At 64.9% G+C, this 16,429-nt stretch carries 18 protein-coding genes; 16 read left to right on the forward strand and 2 right to left on the reverse strand.

The window, feature by feature from the left end:
* The first annotated feature begins 31 nt into the window (after window positions 1-31).
* The 14 genes from AC1DDO_RS11000 (at window position 32) to AC1DDO_RS11065 (ending at window position 13,728) form a co-directional block, all read left to right on the forward strand.
* Window positions 32-1,156 carry an MraY family glycosyltransferase gene (locus tag AC1DDO_RS11000; protein WP_476867770.1) on the forward strand — a complete coding sequence of 375 codons (1,125 nt, stop codon included), beginning with the start codon at window positions 32-34 and terminating at the stop codon, window positions 1,154-1,156.
* 117 nt (window positions 1,157-1,273) lie between these two features.
* Window positions 1,274-1,759: a hypothetical protein gene (locus AC1DDO_RS11005; RefSeq protein ID WP_476867769.1), complete on the forward strand. Its 486-nt coding sequence runs from the start codon at window positions 1,274-1,276 to the stop codon at window positions 1,757-1,759.
* Window positions 1,752-2,114, forward strand: coding sequence for a hypothetical protein (locus AC1DDO_RS11010; RefSeq protein ID WP_441407504.1), 363 nt, complete (start codon window positions 1,752-1,754; stop codon window positions 2,112-2,114). Before AC1DDO_RS11005 ends, AC1DDO_RS11010 begins: the two co-directional genes overlap by 8 nt.
* Before the next feature lie 91 nt (window positions 2,115-2,205).
* On the forward strand, window positions 2,206-3,006 hold the full coding sequence (gene atpB / locus AC1DDO_RS11015) for a F0F1 ATP synthase subunit A (protein WP_441407505.1): 801 nt from the start codon (window positions 2,206-2,208) through the stop codon (window positions 3,004-3,006).
* Window positions 3,007-3,131: 125 nt separating this feature from the next.
* Complete coding sequence (atpE, locus tag AC1DDO_RS11020; RefSeq protein WP_091559519.1) at window positions 3,132-3,350, forward strand: ATP synthase F0 subunit C; 219 nt, start codon at window positions 3,132-3,134, stop codon at window positions 3,348-3,350.
* A gap of 48 nt (window positions 3,351-3,398) precedes the next feature.
* A complete protein-coding gene (locus tag AC1DDO_RS11025; protein WP_441407506.1) occupies window positions 3,399-3,950 on the forward strand; it encodes a F0F1 ATP synthase subunit B in 552 nt (183 codons plus the stop codon).
* Window positions 3,950-4,774 carry a F0F1 ATP synthase subunit delta gene (locus AC1DDO_RS11030; RefSeq protein WP_441407507.1) on the forward strand — a complete coding sequence of 275 codons (825 nt, stop codon included), beginning with the start codon at window positions 3,950-3,952 and terminating at the stop codon, window positions 4,772-4,774. The genes AC1DDO_RS11025 and AC1DDO_RS11030 overlap by 1 nt, the downstream gene beginning before the upstream one ends.
* Before the next feature lie 87 nt (window positions 4,775-4,861).
* A complete protein-coding gene (gene atpA, locus AC1DDO_RS11035) occupies window positions 4,862-6,499 on the forward strand; it encodes a F0F1 ATP synthase subunit alpha (protein WP_441407673.1) in 1,638 nt (545 codons plus the stop codon).
* A gap of 76 nt (window positions 6,500-6,575) precedes the next feature.
* Window positions 6,576-7,469, forward strand: coding sequence for a F0F1 ATP synthase subunit gamma (locus tag AC1DDO_RS11040; protein ID WP_441407508.1), 894 nt, complete (start codon window positions 6,576-6,578; stop codon window positions 7,467-7,469).
* Window positions 7,470-7,551: 82 nt separating this feature from the next.
* Entirely contained in the window at window positions 7,552-9,006 is a 1,455-nt protein-coding gene (atpD, locus tag AC1DDO_RS11045) for a F0F1 ATP synthase subunit beta (protein WP_441407509.1), read from the forward strand.
* A gap of 1 nt (window position 9,007) precedes the next feature.
* A complete protein-coding gene (locus AC1DDO_RS11050; protein ID WP_390206215.1) occupies window positions 9,008-9,292 on the forward strand; it encodes a F0F1 ATP synthase subunit epsilon in 285 nt (94 codons plus the stop codon).
* Between the two features lie 10 nt (window positions 9,293-9,302).
* On the forward strand, window positions 9,303-9,734 hold the full coding sequence (locus AC1DDO_RS11055; RefSeq protein WP_476867768.1) for a DUF2550 domain-containing protein: 432 nt from the start codon (window positions 9,303-9,305) through the stop codon (window positions 9,732-9,734).
* Between the two features lie 5 nt (window positions 9,735-9,739).
* The gene (locus AC1DDO_RS11060) at window positions 9,740-11,146 is read left to right on the forward strand and encodes an alpha/beta hydrolase (RefSeq protein ID WP_476867767.1); all 1,407 of its coding nucleotides are present in this window, start codon (window positions 9,740-9,742) and stop codon (window positions 11,144-11,146) included.
* The gene (locus tag AC1DDO_RS11065; protein ID WP_476867766.1) at window positions 11,143-13,728 is read left to right on the forward strand and encodes a bifunctional lysylphosphatidylglycerol flippase/synthetase MprF; all 2,586 of its coding nucleotides are present in this window, start codon (window positions 11,143-11,145) and stop codon (window positions 13,726-13,728) included. The genes AC1DDO_RS11060 and AC1DDO_RS11065 overlap by 4 nt, the downstream gene beginning before the upstream one ends.
* A gap of 215 nt (window positions 13,729-13,943) precedes the next feature.
* Here the strand turns inward: AC1DDO_RS11065 and AC1DDO_RS11070 are convergent, their stop codons facing one another.
* Window positions 13,944-14,147 carry a cold-shock protein gene (locus AC1DDO_RS11070; protein ID WP_011692441.1) on the reverse strand — a complete coding sequence of 68 codons (204 nt, stop codon included), beginning with the start codon at window positions 14,145-14,147 and terminating at the stop codon, window positions 13,944-13,946.
* Window positions 14,148-14,434: 287 nt separating this feature from the next.
* Window positions 14,435-15,130: an endonuclease NucS gene (gene nucS / locus AC1DDO_RS11075; RefSeq protein WP_026266819.1), complete on the reverse strand. Its 696-nt coding sequence runs from the start codon at window positions 15,128-15,130 to the stop codon at window positions 14,435-14,437.
* Window positions 15,131-15,201: 71 nt separating this feature from the next.
* Here nucS and AC1DDO_RS11080 point away from each other — a divergent pair, with 71 nt between their 5' ends.
* Together AC1DDO_RS11080 and AC1DDO_RS11085 are read left to right on the forward strand one after the other, a co-directional pair.
* Window positions 15,202-15,582: an ATP/GTP-binding protein gene (locus tag AC1DDO_RS11080; protein WP_476867765.1), complete on the forward strand. Its 381-nt coding sequence runs from the start codon at window positions 15,202-15,204 to the stop codon at window positions 15,580-15,582.
* Window positions 15,583-15,618: 36 nt separating this feature from the next.
* The gene (locus AC1DDO_RS11085; protein WP_476867764.1) at window positions 15,619-16,428 is read left to right on the forward strand and encodes an alpha/beta hydrolase; all 810 of its coding nucleotides are present in this window, start codon (window positions 15,619-15,621) and stop codon (window positions 16,426-16,428) included.
* Window position 16,429 lies beyond the last annotated feature (1 nt).

The raw sequence follows: 16,429 nt of genomic DNA on the forward strand, positions 1-16,429 counted from the left end.
GCGCTGGCAATGCCTGGTTGGTGGTCTTCCCGTGATCATGTACCTGCTCATGATGCTGACGGCAGCGATCGTGAGCTACGCGGCTACATGGGGCGCCCGGCTGGTAGGCAACAGGCTGGAACTGTATTCGCCGATCCGCAGCCGTGACATGCATTCCACGCCGATATCCAGGCTCGGCGGCCTGGGCATCTTCGCGGGGGTCCTGGTCGCATTGGTTACGGCGAGCAATTCGTTCTTCGTCAAGGACATCTTCCGGAACAACACCGCTCCCTGGGGGATTCTCGCCGGGGCCGCCGTGATCGTGCTGGTCGGTGTGGCGGATGACCTGCTGGATCTGCGGTGGTGGATCAAGCTGATCGGCCAGAGCGCCGCGGCACTGGTCGTGGCCACCTGGGGAGTGCGGATGACGATCATCCCGTTCGTCCCCGAGCCGTTAGTGATTCAGAACGAGGCCGTGAGCATCGTGCTGACCGCCGGGCTGATCGTGACCACAATGAACGCCTTCAACTTCATCGACGGACTGGACGGCCTCGCCGCCGGTGTGGCGATCATCGGGGGAGCGGCGTTCTTCCTCACGGCTTACTGGGTGCACCGCACGGCCGTCCTGCTGGACCGTTCGGACCTGGCGACCCTCCTGACCGCCATCGTGGTCGGCAGCTGCGTCGGGTTCCTGCCGCACAACTGGTTCCCCGCGAAGATCTTCATGGGCGATTCCGGGGCCATGCTGATCGGCCTGATCATGGCCTCGGCCGGCATCGTGTCCACCGGCCAGATCAGCTCCGGCCTCTACGACCGGGCCAACGGTATCCCCACGGTCATCCCGATCCTGCTGCCGTTCGCCGTGCTGTTCCTGCCGCTGCTGGACCTGGGCCTTGCGGTGGTCCGGCGCACCGCGCTGGGCAGATCGCCGTGGTCCGCCGACCGCGGGCACCTGCACCACAAGCTGCTGGACATCGGGTACTCGCACCGCGGCGCCGTGGTGCTGATGTACCTGTGGACCTGCATTCTTGCCTTCGGCGGCCTCGCGTTCGCGATCTTCCCCTGGCACATTGTCCTCGCCGTCGATCTGGCCGCCGCGGTCATCATGGCCGCGGTGACGGCCTGGCCGTACCTGCGGCAGCGAGGGCCCGGAGCAATGGCCAGCACACCCGAGTAACCATTGCCGCCGCCGTCCGACGCGCTTTTCCGAATAATTTCTATCTAATGTAGAATTCAGGGGCGGCGCCACGCCGACCACCTTGACCAGCATCACGCCATCGACGATTGGGATCTCATGACCTCCAACGCCGAACCCGGACCCGCTTCCGGCAACGGACCAGTTGGTGTCTCTGGCCCCACAAAATCCCTGTGGCTCAAACTGCTGGCCTGGAGCTCGGCCACTTCGGCCGTCGCCTTGGTCCTGACCGGCATCGCCGCCTTCGTCTTCAACGGCGCGGTCGGGTTCTGGTCCTCCCTCTTCGGGGGAGCCCTGGTGATGGCGTTCTTTGCCATCAGCCTCGCGGTGGGCCACTTCGTTGGCCGCAACAACCCTTCCGGAGCGATCGGACTGTTCGTCGCGACGTACTTCGTCAAAGTTGTCGGCTTTGCCGTGGTCCTCTTCGCCATCGGGACTCCGGCCTGGCTGCACGGCCGCTGGTTCCTGATCGGCGCCGTCGTGACTGTCGTGTTTTGGCAGGCAGCCGAAATTTACGGTTTCAGCAAGGCCAGGCTCCAAATTTACAACGACCCCGAAACCCGAAAAGACGGCACCGATGTTTAGCCGCAAAAAGGGCCAACGGCCAGTCACCGGACCGCTTGCCGGACAGATTAACAAGCCAGCCAAAACACCTAAAACCACAGCCGGTGCCCCCGGCGTATCGACGGATGGCAGCGACGGCGGATACAACGCCGGGATCGCCGTCTTCAGCTACATTGTTGGCGGAATCATCGTCTGGAGTTTGATAGGGTGGGGACTGGATAATCTGTGGGGAACCCGCTGGATTGTGCTCGCAGGCGCTCTGCTTGGAGCTGCGGGAGGGTTCTATCTTTCTCATATGCACGGCCTCACCAGTAACAGAACTTCAGCTGATGACGGCGATGCTGCACGTGGCCCGTCCCAGGACGAGGAACAGTAATGCCAAATAATTTCACAGGGGGAGAGGCGGGCAGTGATGTCGCCGGTCCCCGACCAACGCCCAATGATGGACACTGCAGAGAGGAAACGCGTTGATCGCGCTTGCGCTCCCGGCCCAAGATTCAGGAACCTTCACGCCTCCTGGAATTGAAGAACTTCACCTGCCGGCTATCCTGCCTTGGGGTGCGGCCGAAGGATTTTCCAAGCAGATGCTGCTGGTTATCCTCTCGGTCGTCATTATCGCTACATTCTTTCTGCTAGCTGCACGGAAGCAGCAGCTCGTCCCCGGCAAGCTGCAGTTCGCAGGCGAGGCCGCTTATAGCTTCGTCCGCAACGGCATTGCCAAGGACATCATCGGCGGCCGGGACTTCATGAAGTACGTCCCGCTGTTGTTCACCCTCTTCTTCTTCATCCTGGTGAACAACATCTACGGTGCAATCCCGCTGATCCAGCTTCCGACCTTCTCGCACGTCGGCGGTGCCTACGTGCTCGCGGGGATCGTGTACGTCACCTGGATCGCCATCGGCGTCAGGAAGAACGGCCTGAAGTACTTCAAGCTCGCTACGGTTCCTACCGGCGTTCCCTGGTACATCCTCCCGATCGTTATCCCGATCGAGATCATCTCCAACTTCCTGGTCCGCCCGGTCACGCACAGCCTCCGTCTGTTCGCCACCATGCTGGCCGGCCACCTGATCGTCATGATCGCGGGAGCGGGCATTGAGTTCCTCGTGATGCAGGAAAGCGTCCTCATGAAGGGCGCGTCCGTACTCGTCCTTGGTGGCGCCATCGCGATGTACATGCTCGAAGCGCTGATCATGGTGCTGCAGGCCTACGTCTTCACGCTGCTGACCGCGATCTACATCGAAGGCGCGCTGCACGCCGACAGCCACTAGGCACCCTGCCAGCAGGCGCGACGCCAACAGGCACCACGCCAGCAGGCACAACATAGTCTTCCCCTCACGGGGATGAAGCAACCCAAACAACCTGCCACATGGGTGGCATCTTGAAAGGAAGAAAAATGGAAGGCTCCATCAACGGCTCCATCAACCTCGTCGGCTACGGCCTCTCCGCCATCGGCGGTGGTATCGGTGTGGGTCTCGTGTTCGCCGCTTACATCAACGGTGTGGCACGTCAGCCGGAAGCCCAGCGCGTCCTGCAGCCGATCGCATTCCTCGGCCTCGCGCTTACTGAAGCCCTCGCCATCCTTGGCCTGGTCTTCGCGTTCGTTCTCAAGTAAACAGAACAACCGAACATCCAGAACCGAGTAGATAAGGACGGGTGAAATATGAATCAAGCGATCATCTCAGCCGCCACTGAAGGCGGTACTAACCCCCTTGTTCCCAATCCCTGGGAAATGCTTGTTGTCTTCGCCGGCTTTGCTCTCCTCATGTACATCGTGGTCAAGTACGTTGTCCCGATGTTCGAGAAGACCTTCGCGGAGCGGGCCGAAGCCATCGAAGGCGGCATTGCCAAGGCCGAACAGGCCCAGGCCGAGGCCTCCGCAGCCCTCGAAGAGTACAAGCAGCAGCTCACGGAAGCCCGCGCCGAAGCCAACCGCATCCGTGAGGAAGCACGCGCCGAAGGTGCCCAGATCCTTGCAGAGCTGAAGGAGAAGGCGGCTGCCGAGTCGGCCCGCATCACCGCACAGGCCCACGCGCAGATCGAATCCGAGCGCCAGGCGGCCGTTGTGTCGCTCCGCGCGGAGGTCGGCACGCTGGCCACGACGCTGGCAAGCCGCATCGTCGGCGAAGCACTGAGCGACGATGCACGGTCGGCCCGAGTGGTGGACCGCTTCCTGGCAGATCTGGAGAACCAGAACGCGGGTGTAGCTAAGTAATGGCAGGTGTATCGAGCGAATCGCTGGCCGCTGCGCTGGCGGCCTTGGAAGCAAAGCTTCCCTCCGCGTCGCTGCAGTTGGCAACGGAACTGTTCGGAATCCTGGGGACCGTGGACAGCTCCGCTGGTTTGCGGCGGGCCCTGACTGACCCGTCCCGCAGCGGTGACGAAAAGTCGGCGCTGGTCAAGCAGCTCTTCAGCGGGAAAGTATCCGCTGACGCTGTTCAGATCGCTGCCGGACTGGCCAGCTCCCGCTGGGCATCCGCACGGGATATCGGCGATGCACTCGAGACTCTTGCCGCTTCGGTGGTCATCGCTGTTGCCGAGAACAAGTCGGCCGTCTCTGCCTCCGGGCTCACCGGACTGGAAGCGCTGGAGAACGATCTGTTCTCCTTCAACCAGGCCGTCGAGTCCAGCCACGAGGTCCAGCGTGCTCTGTCCGAGCCGCAGGCCAGCCCGGCCGCCAAGGTGACCCTCGCGGAAAAGCTCGTACCTGGTGCGAGCGAGGAAGCGAAAGTCCTGATCGGACAGGCCGTCACGGCACCGCGCGGGCTCAAGGTCACCAAGCTGGTTCGCCGTTTCGCCGAGCTCGCCGCCAAGCGCCAGCAGCGCTGGATTGCAACGGTCAGCGTCACCCGTCCGCTGACGGCGACCCAGACCAGCCGCTTGCAGCTGGGGCTGAACGCCCTCTACGGTCGCGAGCTCAAGATCAACCTGAACGTTGACCCGGCACTTATCGGTGGAATCCGGATCCAGGTTGGTGACGAAGTGGTTGACGCTTCCGTCGCCGCCCGCCTGGGCCAGCTCCAGCGCCAGATCGCCTAGCCAGCCGGACAAGCACAACCTAACGACAAGAAACCCCGGTCATCGTGAGCAACGATGATCACGAAAACAGGAGAGCAGGGACTGCAGATGGCCGAATTGACCATCAACGCCGACGACGTCCGTAATGCGTTGAACGAGTTCGCGGCGTCCTACGAACCCGGAAACGCAGAGCGCGTAGAGGTCGGCCGTGTAACAACCGCAGGTGACGGCATCGCCCGTGTTGAGGGCCTTCCCTCGGTCATGGCGAACGAGCTGCTTCGCTTCGAAGACGGCACCCTGGGCCTGGCCCAGAACCTCGACGTCCGCGAGATCGGTGTCATCATCCTCGGTGACTTCACCGGAATCGAAGAAGGCCAGGAAGTCCACCGCACCGGACAGGTTCTGTCCGTGCCGGTTGGCGACGCCTTCCTCGGCCGCGTGGTTGACCCGCTGGGCCAGCCCATCGATGACCTCGGCGACATCAAGGCCGAGACCACCCGTGCCCTGGAACTCCAGGCACCGGGCGTGACCCAGCGTAAGTCGGTCCACGAGCCGATGCAGACCGGGCTCAAGGCTATCGACGCCATGATCCCGATCGGCCGCGGCCAGCGTCAGCTGATCATCGGTGACCGCCAGACCGGCAAGTCCGCCATCGCCATCGACACGATCATCAACCAGAAGGCCAACTGGGCTTCGGGCGACGTGAAGAAGCAGGTGCGCTGCATCTACGTAGCCATCGGCCAGAAGGCGTCCACGATCGCGGCCGTCCGCCAGACCCTCGAGGACAACGGCGCACTGGAATACACCACCATTGTGGCTTCCCCCGCGTCCGACCCCGCAGGCTTCAAGTACCTGGCACCGTACGCCGGCTCGGCCATCGGCCAGCACTGGATGTACGGCGGCAAGCACGTCCTCATCGTGTTCGATGACCTGTCCAAGCAGGCCGAGGCCTACCGTGCAGTGTCACTGCTGCTCCGCCGCCCGCCGGGACGCGAAGCCTACCCGGGCGACGTCTTCTACTTGCACTCCCGCCTGCTGGAGCGTTGTGCCAAGCTCTCCGACGAGCTCGGTGCAGGCTCGATGACCGGCCTGCCGCTGATCGAGACCAAGGCGAACGACGTTTCCGCCTACATCCCGACCAACGTGATCTCCATCACCGATGGCCAGATCTTCCTGCAGTCGGACCTCTTCAACGCCAACCAGCGCCCCGCTGTCGACGTCGGTGTGTCCGTCTCCCGCGTCGGTGGCGCCGCACAGGTCAAGTCCATGAAGAAGGTCTCCGGTACCTTGAAGCTGGAACTGGCCCAGTACCGCGACATGCAGGCCTTCGCCATGTTTGCCTCGGACCTGGACGCCGCATCGCGCCAGCAGCTGACCCGTGGTGCCCGCCTGATGGAACTGCTCAAGCAGGGCCAGTACTCGCCGTTCCCGGTCGAGAACCAGGTCGTCTCCATCTGGGCCGGCACCAACGGCTACCTGGACGACGTTCCGGTTGAGGACATCAACCGCTTCGAGACCGAGTTCCTGGAGCACCTGAAGCACAAGTCCTCCATCCTGACGACGCTGGCTCAGACCAACGTCATGGACGATGACACCGCGGAAGCGCTGAAGACCTCGATCGTGGCCTTCAAGAAGGGCTTCTTCGGCGAGGGCGACAACCTCCTGGTTGGTGCGGGGCACGAGGAGCACGCCGCCATCGACGAGGCTCAGGTCGACCAGGAAAAAATCGTCAAGCAGAAGCGCTAGTTTCGCTGGCAGGGACTGCCGGAACCCCGAGGGGTTCCGGCAGTCCCGGCCACCGGGATCTTAGGAAAGGATAAGTATGGGAGCCCAGATTCGGGTCTACCGCCAGAAGATCAGCTCGACGACGTCGATGCGCAAGATCTTCAAGGCGATGGAACTGATCGCTACCTCGCGCATCGGCAAGGCCCGCGCACGCGTAGCGGCTTCACTGCCTTACGCAAACGCGATTACGCGTGCCGTTTCTGCTGTCGCAAGCCAGAGCGAAATCGACCACCCGTTGGTCACCGAGCCCGAGCAGATCCGCCGCGCCGCCGTCCTGGTGATCACCTCGGACCGTGGCCTTGCAGGTTCCTACTCGGCCAGCGTGCTCAAGCAGGCCGAAGGCCTCACCGAGCTGCTGCGTGAGGAAGGCAAGGAAGTCAAGACCTACGTACTCGGCCGCAAGGCACAGGCGTACTTCGACTTCCGCAACCGTCCCTACGCGCGGGTATGGACCGGCAACACGGACGCACCGGAGTTTGCTACGGCGCAGGAAATCGGCGCCGCACTGCTCGAGGATTTCGCTACGGCATTTGAAGAGGACGGCGTGGACGAGATCCACGTTGTCTACACCCGCTTCAAGTCGATGGTCACCCAGGAGCCGACGGTCGTCCGCCTGCTTCCCCTCGAGGTTGTCGAAGAGCAGGCTGCGTCCGAATCGGACCTCCTGCCGCTCTACGAGTTCGAACCGGAAGCCGAGCAGGTTCTCGACGCCCTGCTTCCGCGCTACATCGAATCACGTATTTTCGCCGCCATGTTGCAGGCAGCAGCTTCCGAGCTGGCAGCCCGTCAGCGGGCGATGAAGTCCGCCGGCGACAACGCCACGGACCTCATCAAGAAGTACACGCGTCTGCGCAACACTGCCCGCCAGGCTGAGATTACGCAGGAGCTTTCCGAAATTGTGGCCGGTGCCGACGCCTTGAGCGCGTCCTAGCCAGCACGGTTCCGGATCCAGCTGTACCTGCACCAAAAGATAAACTTAACCCCCACGCCATCTACTGAGTGAAGTGAGAGAGATGACTGCCACCGCTACCGAACACGTAGCCGCAACGACCGGTGCTACCGGCCGCATTGCACGTGTTATTGGCCCGGTTGTCGACGTCGAATTCCCGGCTGACGCAATCCCCTCGATTTACAACGCACTCACCACGGAGATTACTCTCAACGGTGAGACCAAGACCATCACGTTCGAGACCGCCCTGCACCTGGGTGACAACCTCATTCGCGCCATCTCCCTGCAGGCCACCGACGGACTCGTCCGCGGCACCAACGTAGTGGACACCGGCTCGCCCATCACCGTTCCCGTCGGCGACGGCGTCAAGGGCCACATCTTCAACGTCCTCGGCAAGCCGCTTGACGTTGACGAGTCCGAGATCCAGGCTTCGGACCACTGGGCGATCCACCGCAAGGCTCCCGCCTTCGCGACACTCGAGGGTTCCACCGAAATGCTGGAAACCGGCATCAAGGTCATCGACCTCCTCACCCCGTACATCAAGGGTGGAAAGATCGGCCTGTTCGGCGGCGCCGGTGTCGGCAAGACCGTTCTGATCCAGGAAATGATCACCCGTGTTGCCCGCAACTTCGGTGGCACCTCGGTGTTCGCCGGCGTCGGCGAGCGTACCCGTGAAGGCAACGACCTCTGGGTTGAAATGGAAGAGGCTGGCGTCCTCAAGGACACCGCCCTTGTATTCGGCCAGATGGATGAGCCGCCGGGAACGCGTCTGCGCGTGGCACTGTCCGCCCTGACCATGGCGGAGTACTTCCGCGATGTGCAGAACCAGGACGTGCTGCTCTTCATCGACAACATCTTCCGCTTCACCCAGGCAGGCTCCGAGGTTTCCACCCTCCTCGGCCGCATGCCGTCGGCCGTGGGCTACCAGCCCAACCTGGCTGACGAGATGGGCCTCCTCCAGGAGCGCATCACGTCCACCAAGGGCCACTCCATCACCTCGATGCAGGCCATCTACGTTCCCGCAGATGACTACACCGACCCGGCTCCGGCCACGACCTTCGCACACCTGGACGCGACCACGGAACTTTCCCGTGAAATCGCTTCCCGTGGTCTGTACCCGGCCGTTGACCCGCTGACGTCGACCTCCCGAATCCTGGACCCCCAGTACATCGGCAAGGACCACTACAACACGGCTGTCCGCGTGAAGCAGATCCTGCAGAAGAACAAGGAACTCCAGGACATCATCGCCATCCTTGGCGTTGACGAACTCTCTGAAGAGGACAAGATCGTCGTGTCGCGTGCACGCCGCATCCAGCAGTTCCTCTCGCAGAACACCTACACCGCCAAGCAGTTCACCGGCGTCGAGGGCTCCACCGTGTCCATCAAGGACACCGTCGAAGGCTTCACCGCGATCTGCGACGGCGAACTCGACCACGTGGCAGAGCAGGCGTTCTTCAACGTCGGCGGCCTGGACGACGTCGAGCGCCAGTGGGCCAAGATCCAGGAACAGACCAAGTAATATGGCTGAGCTTGAGGTTGAGATTGTCGCAGCGGACCACTTCGTGTGGTCCGGAGCGGCCAAGATGGTCAAGGCCCGCACCAGCGATGGTGAAATCGGAATCCTGCCCGGCCACTCGCCCCTGCTGGCGATTCTGGCCGAAGGTGAGCTGGCAATCGAGCCGGTGTCCGGTGACCGTATTGCTGTAACTGTCGACGGGGGATTCTTCTCCGTCGACAACAACAGGGTGGTCATTGTTGCTGACAACGCCCAAATGGGCGAATCGGCTACTGCGGGGATCCGCTAGCACGACCTTGATGAACGATATTGGTTTGCCGTTCATCGTCCTGGCAACGGCGTTTGCGTTGCTGGCCTTTGCGCTGTGCCTTGCGGGGGTGCGCCGCTTCAATCTGCGGCGTGCCCTCGGCACAGTGGACGCCTCCATTTGCACGGCTGGAAAAAGCTGGCAGATGGGGGTTTGTCGTTATCAGGACAACGACCTCGAATGGTTCCGCCTGGCCTCATTGAGCGTCCGTCCCAAACACACGTACCGGCGCAGCTCCCTGGAGCTGCTGGGCCGGCGCAAACCCACTGAATCCGAACTCCTCAAGGTCCAGCCCGACGCCGTAATCGTGGAGCTCCGCTACGAGGGGCAGCCGGTCCTTCTCGCCATGCGGTTCGACGCCTACACAGGGTTGTCGTCCTGGCTCGAGGCCGGACCCGTCATCGGCGTCGGGACCTGGCGCTAGCCCCCGTGGACTACCTCAATGACCTCCGCCTGATTGACGGGCCGGTGGTGTGGTTCACGTGGTTCGCCGGTGCGGCCGGCCTGGCCTACCTCCTCTGGCACGCCGTTTTCCGTCCCGCCTCTTTCCGGAACACCGCTTTTCGGCCCACCTCTTTCCGGGAGGTTCTCCGGCAAGAAGGGCAGCACCCGCCCCTTCCGGCCGCCGTCGTCGTGGCTGCCGTGATCCTGCTCGCCGCGGCGCTGACTGCGGCCGTGCACTGGTTCCTGATCTACGCGATCTCCGTGTTCGCCGCCGAGCTGCCGGCGGAGCCCCTCGCCTGGTCCGTGGCCGCCGTCGTCGCCCTGCTCTTATGGCTCATGGGCCTCGCCGGCCTGTGGGCGCGCCGGGGCAGCCGCACCAATCGCTGGCGCCCAAGCGCCGCCGCCACGGCCGCCGTCCTGGCCGTCTTCCTGCTTGCCGCGGCCCAGATCAACATCTATTTCGGGTTGAACCACACCGTCAGTGACCTCACCGGCACGGCCGTGGCCCGGATCCAGCCGCTCGAGGCCGGCCTGACACGCGCGGCCGGCGGCCCCGCCGCAATCGGGCTCGCCCACTGGCAGGCGCCCGCGGACCTTCCCGGCGGCGTCGTCCGCAGGGCTGTCATCCCCGGCACGCTCTCCGGCTTCCAGAGCCGGGAGGCGTACCTATACCTGCCGCCGGCCTACCAGAGTTCGCCCCGCCCCGCGCTGCCGGTACTGGTCCTCTTTTCCGGCCAGCCAGGGTCGCCGTCAGACTGGCACACCGGGGGAGCGCTCCGGGGCCGGCTGGACCGGTTCGCCGCACAGCACGCCGGGGTGGCGCCTGTGACGGTGGTGGTCGATCCGAACGGGTCGCCGTCGGGAAACACCCTGTGCATGGACAGCCAGATTGCCCGGGCGGACACCTTCTTGTCCCGTGACGTTCCGGACTGGATCAACCGCACCCTCGACGTCGATCCGGATTCCCGGCAGTGGGCCGTGGGCGGGTTTTCCTTCGGCGGCACGTGTGCCATGCAGATGGTGACAAGGCATCCCGACGTCTACAACGCGGCGCTGGCCTTCTCCAGCGAGAACGAGCCGGCCCTCGCGAAGGAACGCGCCAAGACCATCGAGGCCTCCTTCGGCGCCGACACCGCGGCCTTCGACCGGCAGACTCCGCTGAACCTCATGGCGGAACAGCGGTTCGACGGCCACGGGGTGTACTTCGCCGCAGGAGACCGGGACCCGGAATTCACCGGCTACATGGACCTGCTCTCCGAAGCTGCACGCCGCGCCGGCTTCAGCGTCGAAGCCCACCGGATCGCCAACACGGGGCACTCCTGGGACACGGTATCCAACGGCCTGCCCGGCAGCCTGGACTTCCTGGCCCGGCGCTGGGGGATCTCGCCATGAGCCAGGCCAACACCGGCAGCACGCGGACCGCCGCGGGCAAGGGACCCCAGGGGGCGTCGTTGCTGGGCGTCGGACGGCAGGGCCTGCGCCGGACACTCGCGCATTTCCGTGCCGTCCCGTTCACGCTGGCGGTCCTCGCGGCGTTCCTGGTCATCGGGGCGCTCACGGGCAGTTTCCTCTCCGGGCCGCCGCACGCCCTGCTGCCCATCGCCTCGGTCACGGCGCCGGGGCTCATGGCGGGGCACTGGTGGTCGATGTTCACCTCCCTGTTCTTCGCCACGAATCTGCTGGCCTACCTCGCGGCGTCACTGATGATCCTGCTGCTCCTGGGCCTCGCGGAGCGGCATCTGGGCACGCTGCGGACGGCCGTGTTCTTCTTTGTGGGCCAGTTTGCGGCTGTGACGCTGTTCCTGCTTGTGACGCAGGTGGCCCGGTATATCGGTGACGGCTGGCTTGGACTCATGGTCAACGCTCGGCTGATCGGCCCGTACGCCGCGGTCCTGGCCGTTGCGCTGGCCGCCAGCGGGCTCCTGCCCGCACTGTGGCAGCGGCGGCTGCGGACCGCCGGGCTGTCGGCGTCCCTGCTGCTGGTGCTCTACGTCGGGCACCCGGAGACGGTCGTCGGGCTCTGCGGAGCCCTCGCCGGACTGGCCGCGGGCTGGTGGATCCAGGACGACCGGGGGACCCTGCACCGCCACCGTTCCACCGGACGGGAAACGCGCAACCTGCTGGCGCTCACGGTCGCGATCTTTGCCGTGGGACCGATCCTGACGGCCGCCGTCAGCAGCCCCACCGGCCCCCTGGCCCTGTTGCGCGACGTCGTCGTGAACCCGCTGCCCACGCTGGGCCAGCTGGAGCAGAACTGCGGCGGGACGGTTGATGTCAGCTGCCTGGAGGCCGGCCGGGCGGGATTCGCCGGTCCGCTGGGCCTCGCGCTGGCGGTGGTCCCGGTGGTCCTGCTGTTGATCTGCGCGGACGGCATGCGGCACGGCCGCCGCCTTGCCCTGCGGATCGCCATCATCGTCCAGCTGGCCGTGACCGCCCTGGCCGCCGTATACCTTGCCCTGTTCGCGCGCATTCCGCACTACCCCAACCGGCCGCGCACGGCCGTGATGGGTTCAGGCTTCGTCCACGTCCTTCCGCTCGTGGCCGTTCCCTTGCTGCTGGCAATGCTGCTCTGGCTCAACCGCAGGCAGTTCAGGGTGGAGACGGCCCCGCGGACACGGCAGATTCTGGGCATGGTGGTCGGCGGGACGTGGCTGGGGCTCGCCGGGGCCTACACGGTGGCGTGGCTGGCAGCCGGCGGGATGGACCGCGACGGCGGACTTCTGGGCCTGACGGCGGAACTCACCCGACAGTACCTGCCGCTGCCCATTCCCGGCGTCTACAGCCGGCTCTTCCAGAACCGCTACCCCGTGGAGTCCTTTCTGTTCGCCTTCGCCGGGATCATCTTCTGGGGCGTCGCCCTCGCAGCGGTCTGGTTGGTCCTGCGCCGACGGCTGCACGGTACCGGGATGAACAGCACCGACGTCGGCTCCGAGGACCGGGACACGGCCCGTGAGCTCATCCGCCAGGGCGGAGACTCGCTGTCCTGGATGGCGCTCTGGGAACCGAACAAATACTGGTTTACGCCGGACCGGCGCGGCGGAGTGGCCTACCAGCAGCACGGCAACGTCGCCCTGACCCTGGCGGGCCCGTTCGGACCCGCCGGGCTCCATGAGGCGACCGCGGCGGGGTTCATGCGCTACTGCGCCGAGCACGCCCTGATCCCGTGTTTCTACTCCTGCACCGACCAGCTGTGGCCAATGCTCCGCGCCCGCGGTTTCCGCCGTGTGGCCGTGGCCCAGGAAACCCGGCTCGCCGTGCGTGAACTGGAGTTCAAGGGCAAGGAATGGCAGAACGTCCGCACCGCGCTGAACCGCGCGGCCAAGACCGGCGTCGAGGCCGTGTGGGGGCGCTACAGCGATTTCCCGGCGCCGCTGCGGACCCAGCTCAGCGAGGTCTCCGAAGAATGGGCCGCGCAAAAGCAGGTCCCGGAAATGGGTTTCACGCTCGGCAGCATGGACGAGCTCGACGACGACGAAGTGCTGTGCTGCCTGGCGGTGGAGGCCGAAGGACGGGTGCACGGCGTGACGAGCTGGCTGCCGGTGTACCGGGACGGGCAGCTGGTGAGCTGGACCCTGGATTTCATGCGCCGGCGCGGTGACGCCTTCCCGGGCGTGATGGAGTTCCTCATTGCCTCGGCCGTGCAGGAGCTCAAGGGTACGGTCGAGGTGATCTCCCTGTCCGGCTCGCCGCTGGCGAAGGATCAGACCGGAGACGACGCGGGGGACATTGGTGACACCGGAGCGGAGGGCCTGGCGGGGATTCTTGATGTGGTGGGCCGGGCCCTGGAGCCGGTCTACGGCTTCCGCTCGCTGGCAACGTTCAAGTCGCGTTTCAAGCCGGACTACCGCACGCTTTACCTTTACTACCAGGATCCGCTGCAATTGCCTGCGATGGGCCGTGCGCTGAGCCGCGCGTATCTTCCCGGGTTGTCCGTCCGGCAGAGCGCACGCCTGCTGCGCACCCTGGTTCGATAGCAGGGTTCGTTAGCCTGGTTCGTTAGCCTGGTTCGTCAGCCTGCGGCGTTTCCCCTTCGCGGGGCCGGGCAATTCGGAGCAACAATGCATCCGGGCCAAAAGCGCAGGACGGGAACACCGCGCCCAACAATGCACAAAAAACGATCCCCGGCACAAATGCCGGGGATCATTTTTGATGCCGGAAATGCCCTAAAGCAGTTCCTGGCGGACGAAGACTAGACCAGCGTTACGCCGGTAGCCTGGGGGCCCTTGGCGCCCTGGCCGATCTCGAACTGAACGCGCTGGTTCTCGTCGAGGGTCTTGAAGCCGCCGGTCTGGATCTCGGAGTAGTGAACGAAGACATCGCCGTCGGAGTCATCCGGGGTGATGAAGCCGAAGCCCTTTTCTGCGTTGAACCACTTGACGGTTCCCTGTGCCATTTGTTTCTCCTCATTGTGGATCTTGAATAAGTCCGGCGCACTTCGCACCGCACTTGGTCACTCTGCGAGAAGAACCTTTGGCGTCGGCCGGATTTCCGGACCTTGGCGGCAGGAGCTTCACGCTCGCAACATGTCTTGCGAGCATGAAAAAACACCTACACAAAGACTCGTATAAGAATTTCATGACACTTGCGTCAGGTCAACGGGCGAACGGGAGAATTGCATAAATTTTGTGCAAAGAACCGCTTAACGCGAATCCTCGCCCTGCAAAGCCCCTCGCCGCGTGCCTAGAAGAGCCTGGATTCGCTGTCGTCAACGCCGCGCATGGCGTCGTAGTCCAGGGTCACGCAGTCAATTCCGCGGTCCTTGGCGAGGACTTTGGCCTGCGGCTTGATCTGCTGGGCTGCGAAGATTCCCCGAACCGGGGCCAACAGCGGATCCCGATTGAGCAGTTCCAGGTACCGGGTGAGCTGCTCAACGCCGTCGATGTCGCCGCGCCGCTTGAGTTCAATGGCCACCGTGGCGCCGTCCGCGTCGCGGGCAAGGATGTCCACGGGGCCGATCGCGGTGAAGTACTCGCGGCGGATCAGCGAGAACCCGGTGCCGAGCAGTTCGATCTGGGCGGCCAGGAGCCGCTGGAGGTCCGCCTCGACGCCGTCCTTGATCAGTCCGGGGTCCTGGCCCAGTTCATGGGACGTATCGTGCAGCTGCTCATGAATGTTGATGATGAGCCGGTCGTCGGTCTTGGCGGACTGAACCGTCCACTGCTCGACGACGCCGACCTCGACGTCGACCTCGTCCGGCGTGGAGACCCGCAGGGACGCGGGAGGGCTCATCCAGTTCAGGGGTTTGTAGGATCCGCCATCGGAATGGACCAGGACGGAGCCGTCCGCCTTGACCAGCAGGAGCCTTGTGGCCAGCGGCAGGTGGGCTTTGAGGCGGCCGACGTAATCAACGGAGCAGCGGGCTATGACTAAACGCACCCGGTCCACTCTACCGTCTGCGGATCGGTCCCCGGGCTAGGGCTGGCGTCCGCCTGGGGCAGAATGGAGTCATGCCCCGTTCCAACCGTCCCCGCCGCGCAGGCTCTGCCAAGACAGGTTCTGCAAGGACAGGTGCCGGCAAGGGCGCAGCCGGAAAGGGCAACGCCGGGGCCAGGACCGGCCCGGCGCCGGAGCTTGACCTGGAGCGAGCCCGCTCAGGGTTCGCCCGGCGGGAAAGCGCTCCGGACGGTGAATGGATGGTCCGCTCCATGACCGCGAGCCGTGCCGAGAAGACCTACATCTGCCCGGGCTGCTCCACCGCCGTGCTGCCGGGGATCGCCCACCTGGTGGTCTGGTCCGAGGACCACCTTTTCGGCGCCGCCGCGGGCCTCGCCGAGCGCCGCCACTGGCACACCAACTGCTGGACCTCGCGGAGCTACCGGTATCGCTGACAGGTACCGCTAGGCAGTTTCGCTAAGGTGGGGGGCATGACTTTTGATCCCGCGTCGTACGTCTTCACCCAGCCGTCCGCGCCGACCGCCATCCGCGCCTCCACCGTCCTCCCGGCCCGCCGCGAGAACGTCGAACTCCGCACCTCGGACGGGCACCGGCTGGTGGGCGAGCTCGCGGTCCCGGAGTCCGGCGAGATCAAGGCAACACTCATCACGCTGCACCCGCTGCCGACGCACGGCGGCTTCATGGATTCGCACGTCTACCGCAAGGCGTCCTACCGGCTGCCGGCCCTCGCCGGGATCGCCGTGCTGCGCTTCAACACCCGGGGCACCTCCTCGCCGCGCGGAACCAGTGGGGGAGCCTTCGAGGAAGGCATCGGCGAGCGTCTCGACGTTGAGGCCGCCGTGCGGTTCGCCGTGGACCGGGGCCTGCCGAACCGGTGGCTCGTGGGCTGGTCCTTCGGCACCGAGCTTGCCCTGATGTACGGCGCCACGGAGCCCGTCGCCTCGGAGATCGAGGGGGCCATCCTGCTCTCGCCGCCGCTGCACCGGGCCACGGACGTACACCTGAAGGACTGGGCGCAGGCAGGCAAGCCGCTGAAGGTGCTGGTCCCCGAGCACGACGACTACCTGCAGCCGGCGGCTGCGGCGGCGAGGTTCGCGCTCGTGCCGCAGGCACAGGTGATAGGGGTCGACGGCGCCAAACACCTGTGGGTGGGGGAGAAGCACGCCGGACGGGTGCTCAACGAGATCGTGGACCAGGTTCTCCCCGGCAGCGCAGGAAATGGAAGCGCCGGGAGAGTGCTGCCGCAGGAATGGGACGGGCCGGTCGCCACCGCGCACTGAC

The organism is Arthrobacter sp. 10N43, from assembly GCF_056394525.1.

Coding starts and splice junctions, on each gene's coding strand:
- AC1DDO_RS11005 (WP_476867769.1), top strand. CDS start 1,274: ATGACCTCCAACGCCGAACCCGGACCCGCTTCCGGCAACGGACCAGTT.
- AC1DDO_RS11010 (WP_441407504.1), top strand. CDS start 1,752: ATGTTTAGCCGCAAAAAGGGCCAACGGCCAGTCACCGGACCGCTTGCC.
- atpE (WP_091559519.1), top strand. CDS start 3,132: ATGGAAGGCTCCATCAACGGCTCCATCAACCTCGTCGGCTACGGCCTC.
- AC1DDO_RS11025 (WP_441407506.1), top strand. CDS start 3,399: ATGAATCAAGCGATCATCTCAGCCGCCACTGAAGGCGGTACTAACCCC.
- AC1DDO_RS11030 (WP_441407507.1), top strand. CDS start 3,950: ATGGCAGGTGTATCGAGCGAATCGCTGGCCGCTGCGCTGGCGGCCTTG.
- atpA (WP_441407673.1), top strand. CDS start 4,862: ATGGCCGAATTGACCATCAACGCCGACGACGTCCGTAATGCGTTGAAC.
- AC1DDO_RS11040 (WP_441407508.1), top strand. CDS start 6,576: ATGGGAGCCCAGATTCGGGTCTACCGCCAGAAGATCAGCTCGACGACG.
- atpD (WP_441407509.1), top strand. CDS start 7,552: ATGACTGCCACCGCTACCGAACACGTAGCCGCAACGACCGGTGCTACC.
- AC1DDO_RS11050 (WP_390206215.1), top strand. CDS start 9,008: ATGGCTGAGCTTGAGGTTGAGATTGTCGCAGCGGACCACTTCGTGTGG.
- AC1DDO_RS11055 (WP_476867768.1), top strand. CDS start 9,303: ATGAACGATATTGGTTTGCCGTTCATCGTCCTGGCAACGGCGTTTGCG.
- AC1DDO_RS11065 (WP_476867766.1), top strand. CDS start 11,143: ATGAGCCAGGCCAACACCGGCAGCACGCGGACCGCCGCGGGCAAGGGA.
- AC1DDO_RS11070 (WP_011692441.1), bottom strand. CDS start 14,147: ATGGCACAGGGAACCGTCAAGTGGTTCAACGCAGAAAAGGGCTTCGGC.
- AC1DDO_RS11080 (WP_476867765.1), top strand. CDS start 15,202: ATGCCCCGTTCCAACCGTCCCCGCCGCGCAGGCTCTGCCAAGACAGGT.
- AC1DDO_RS11085 (WP_476867764.1), top strand. CDS start 15,619: ATGACTTTTGATCCCGCGTCGTACGTCTTCACCCAGCCGTCCGCGCCG.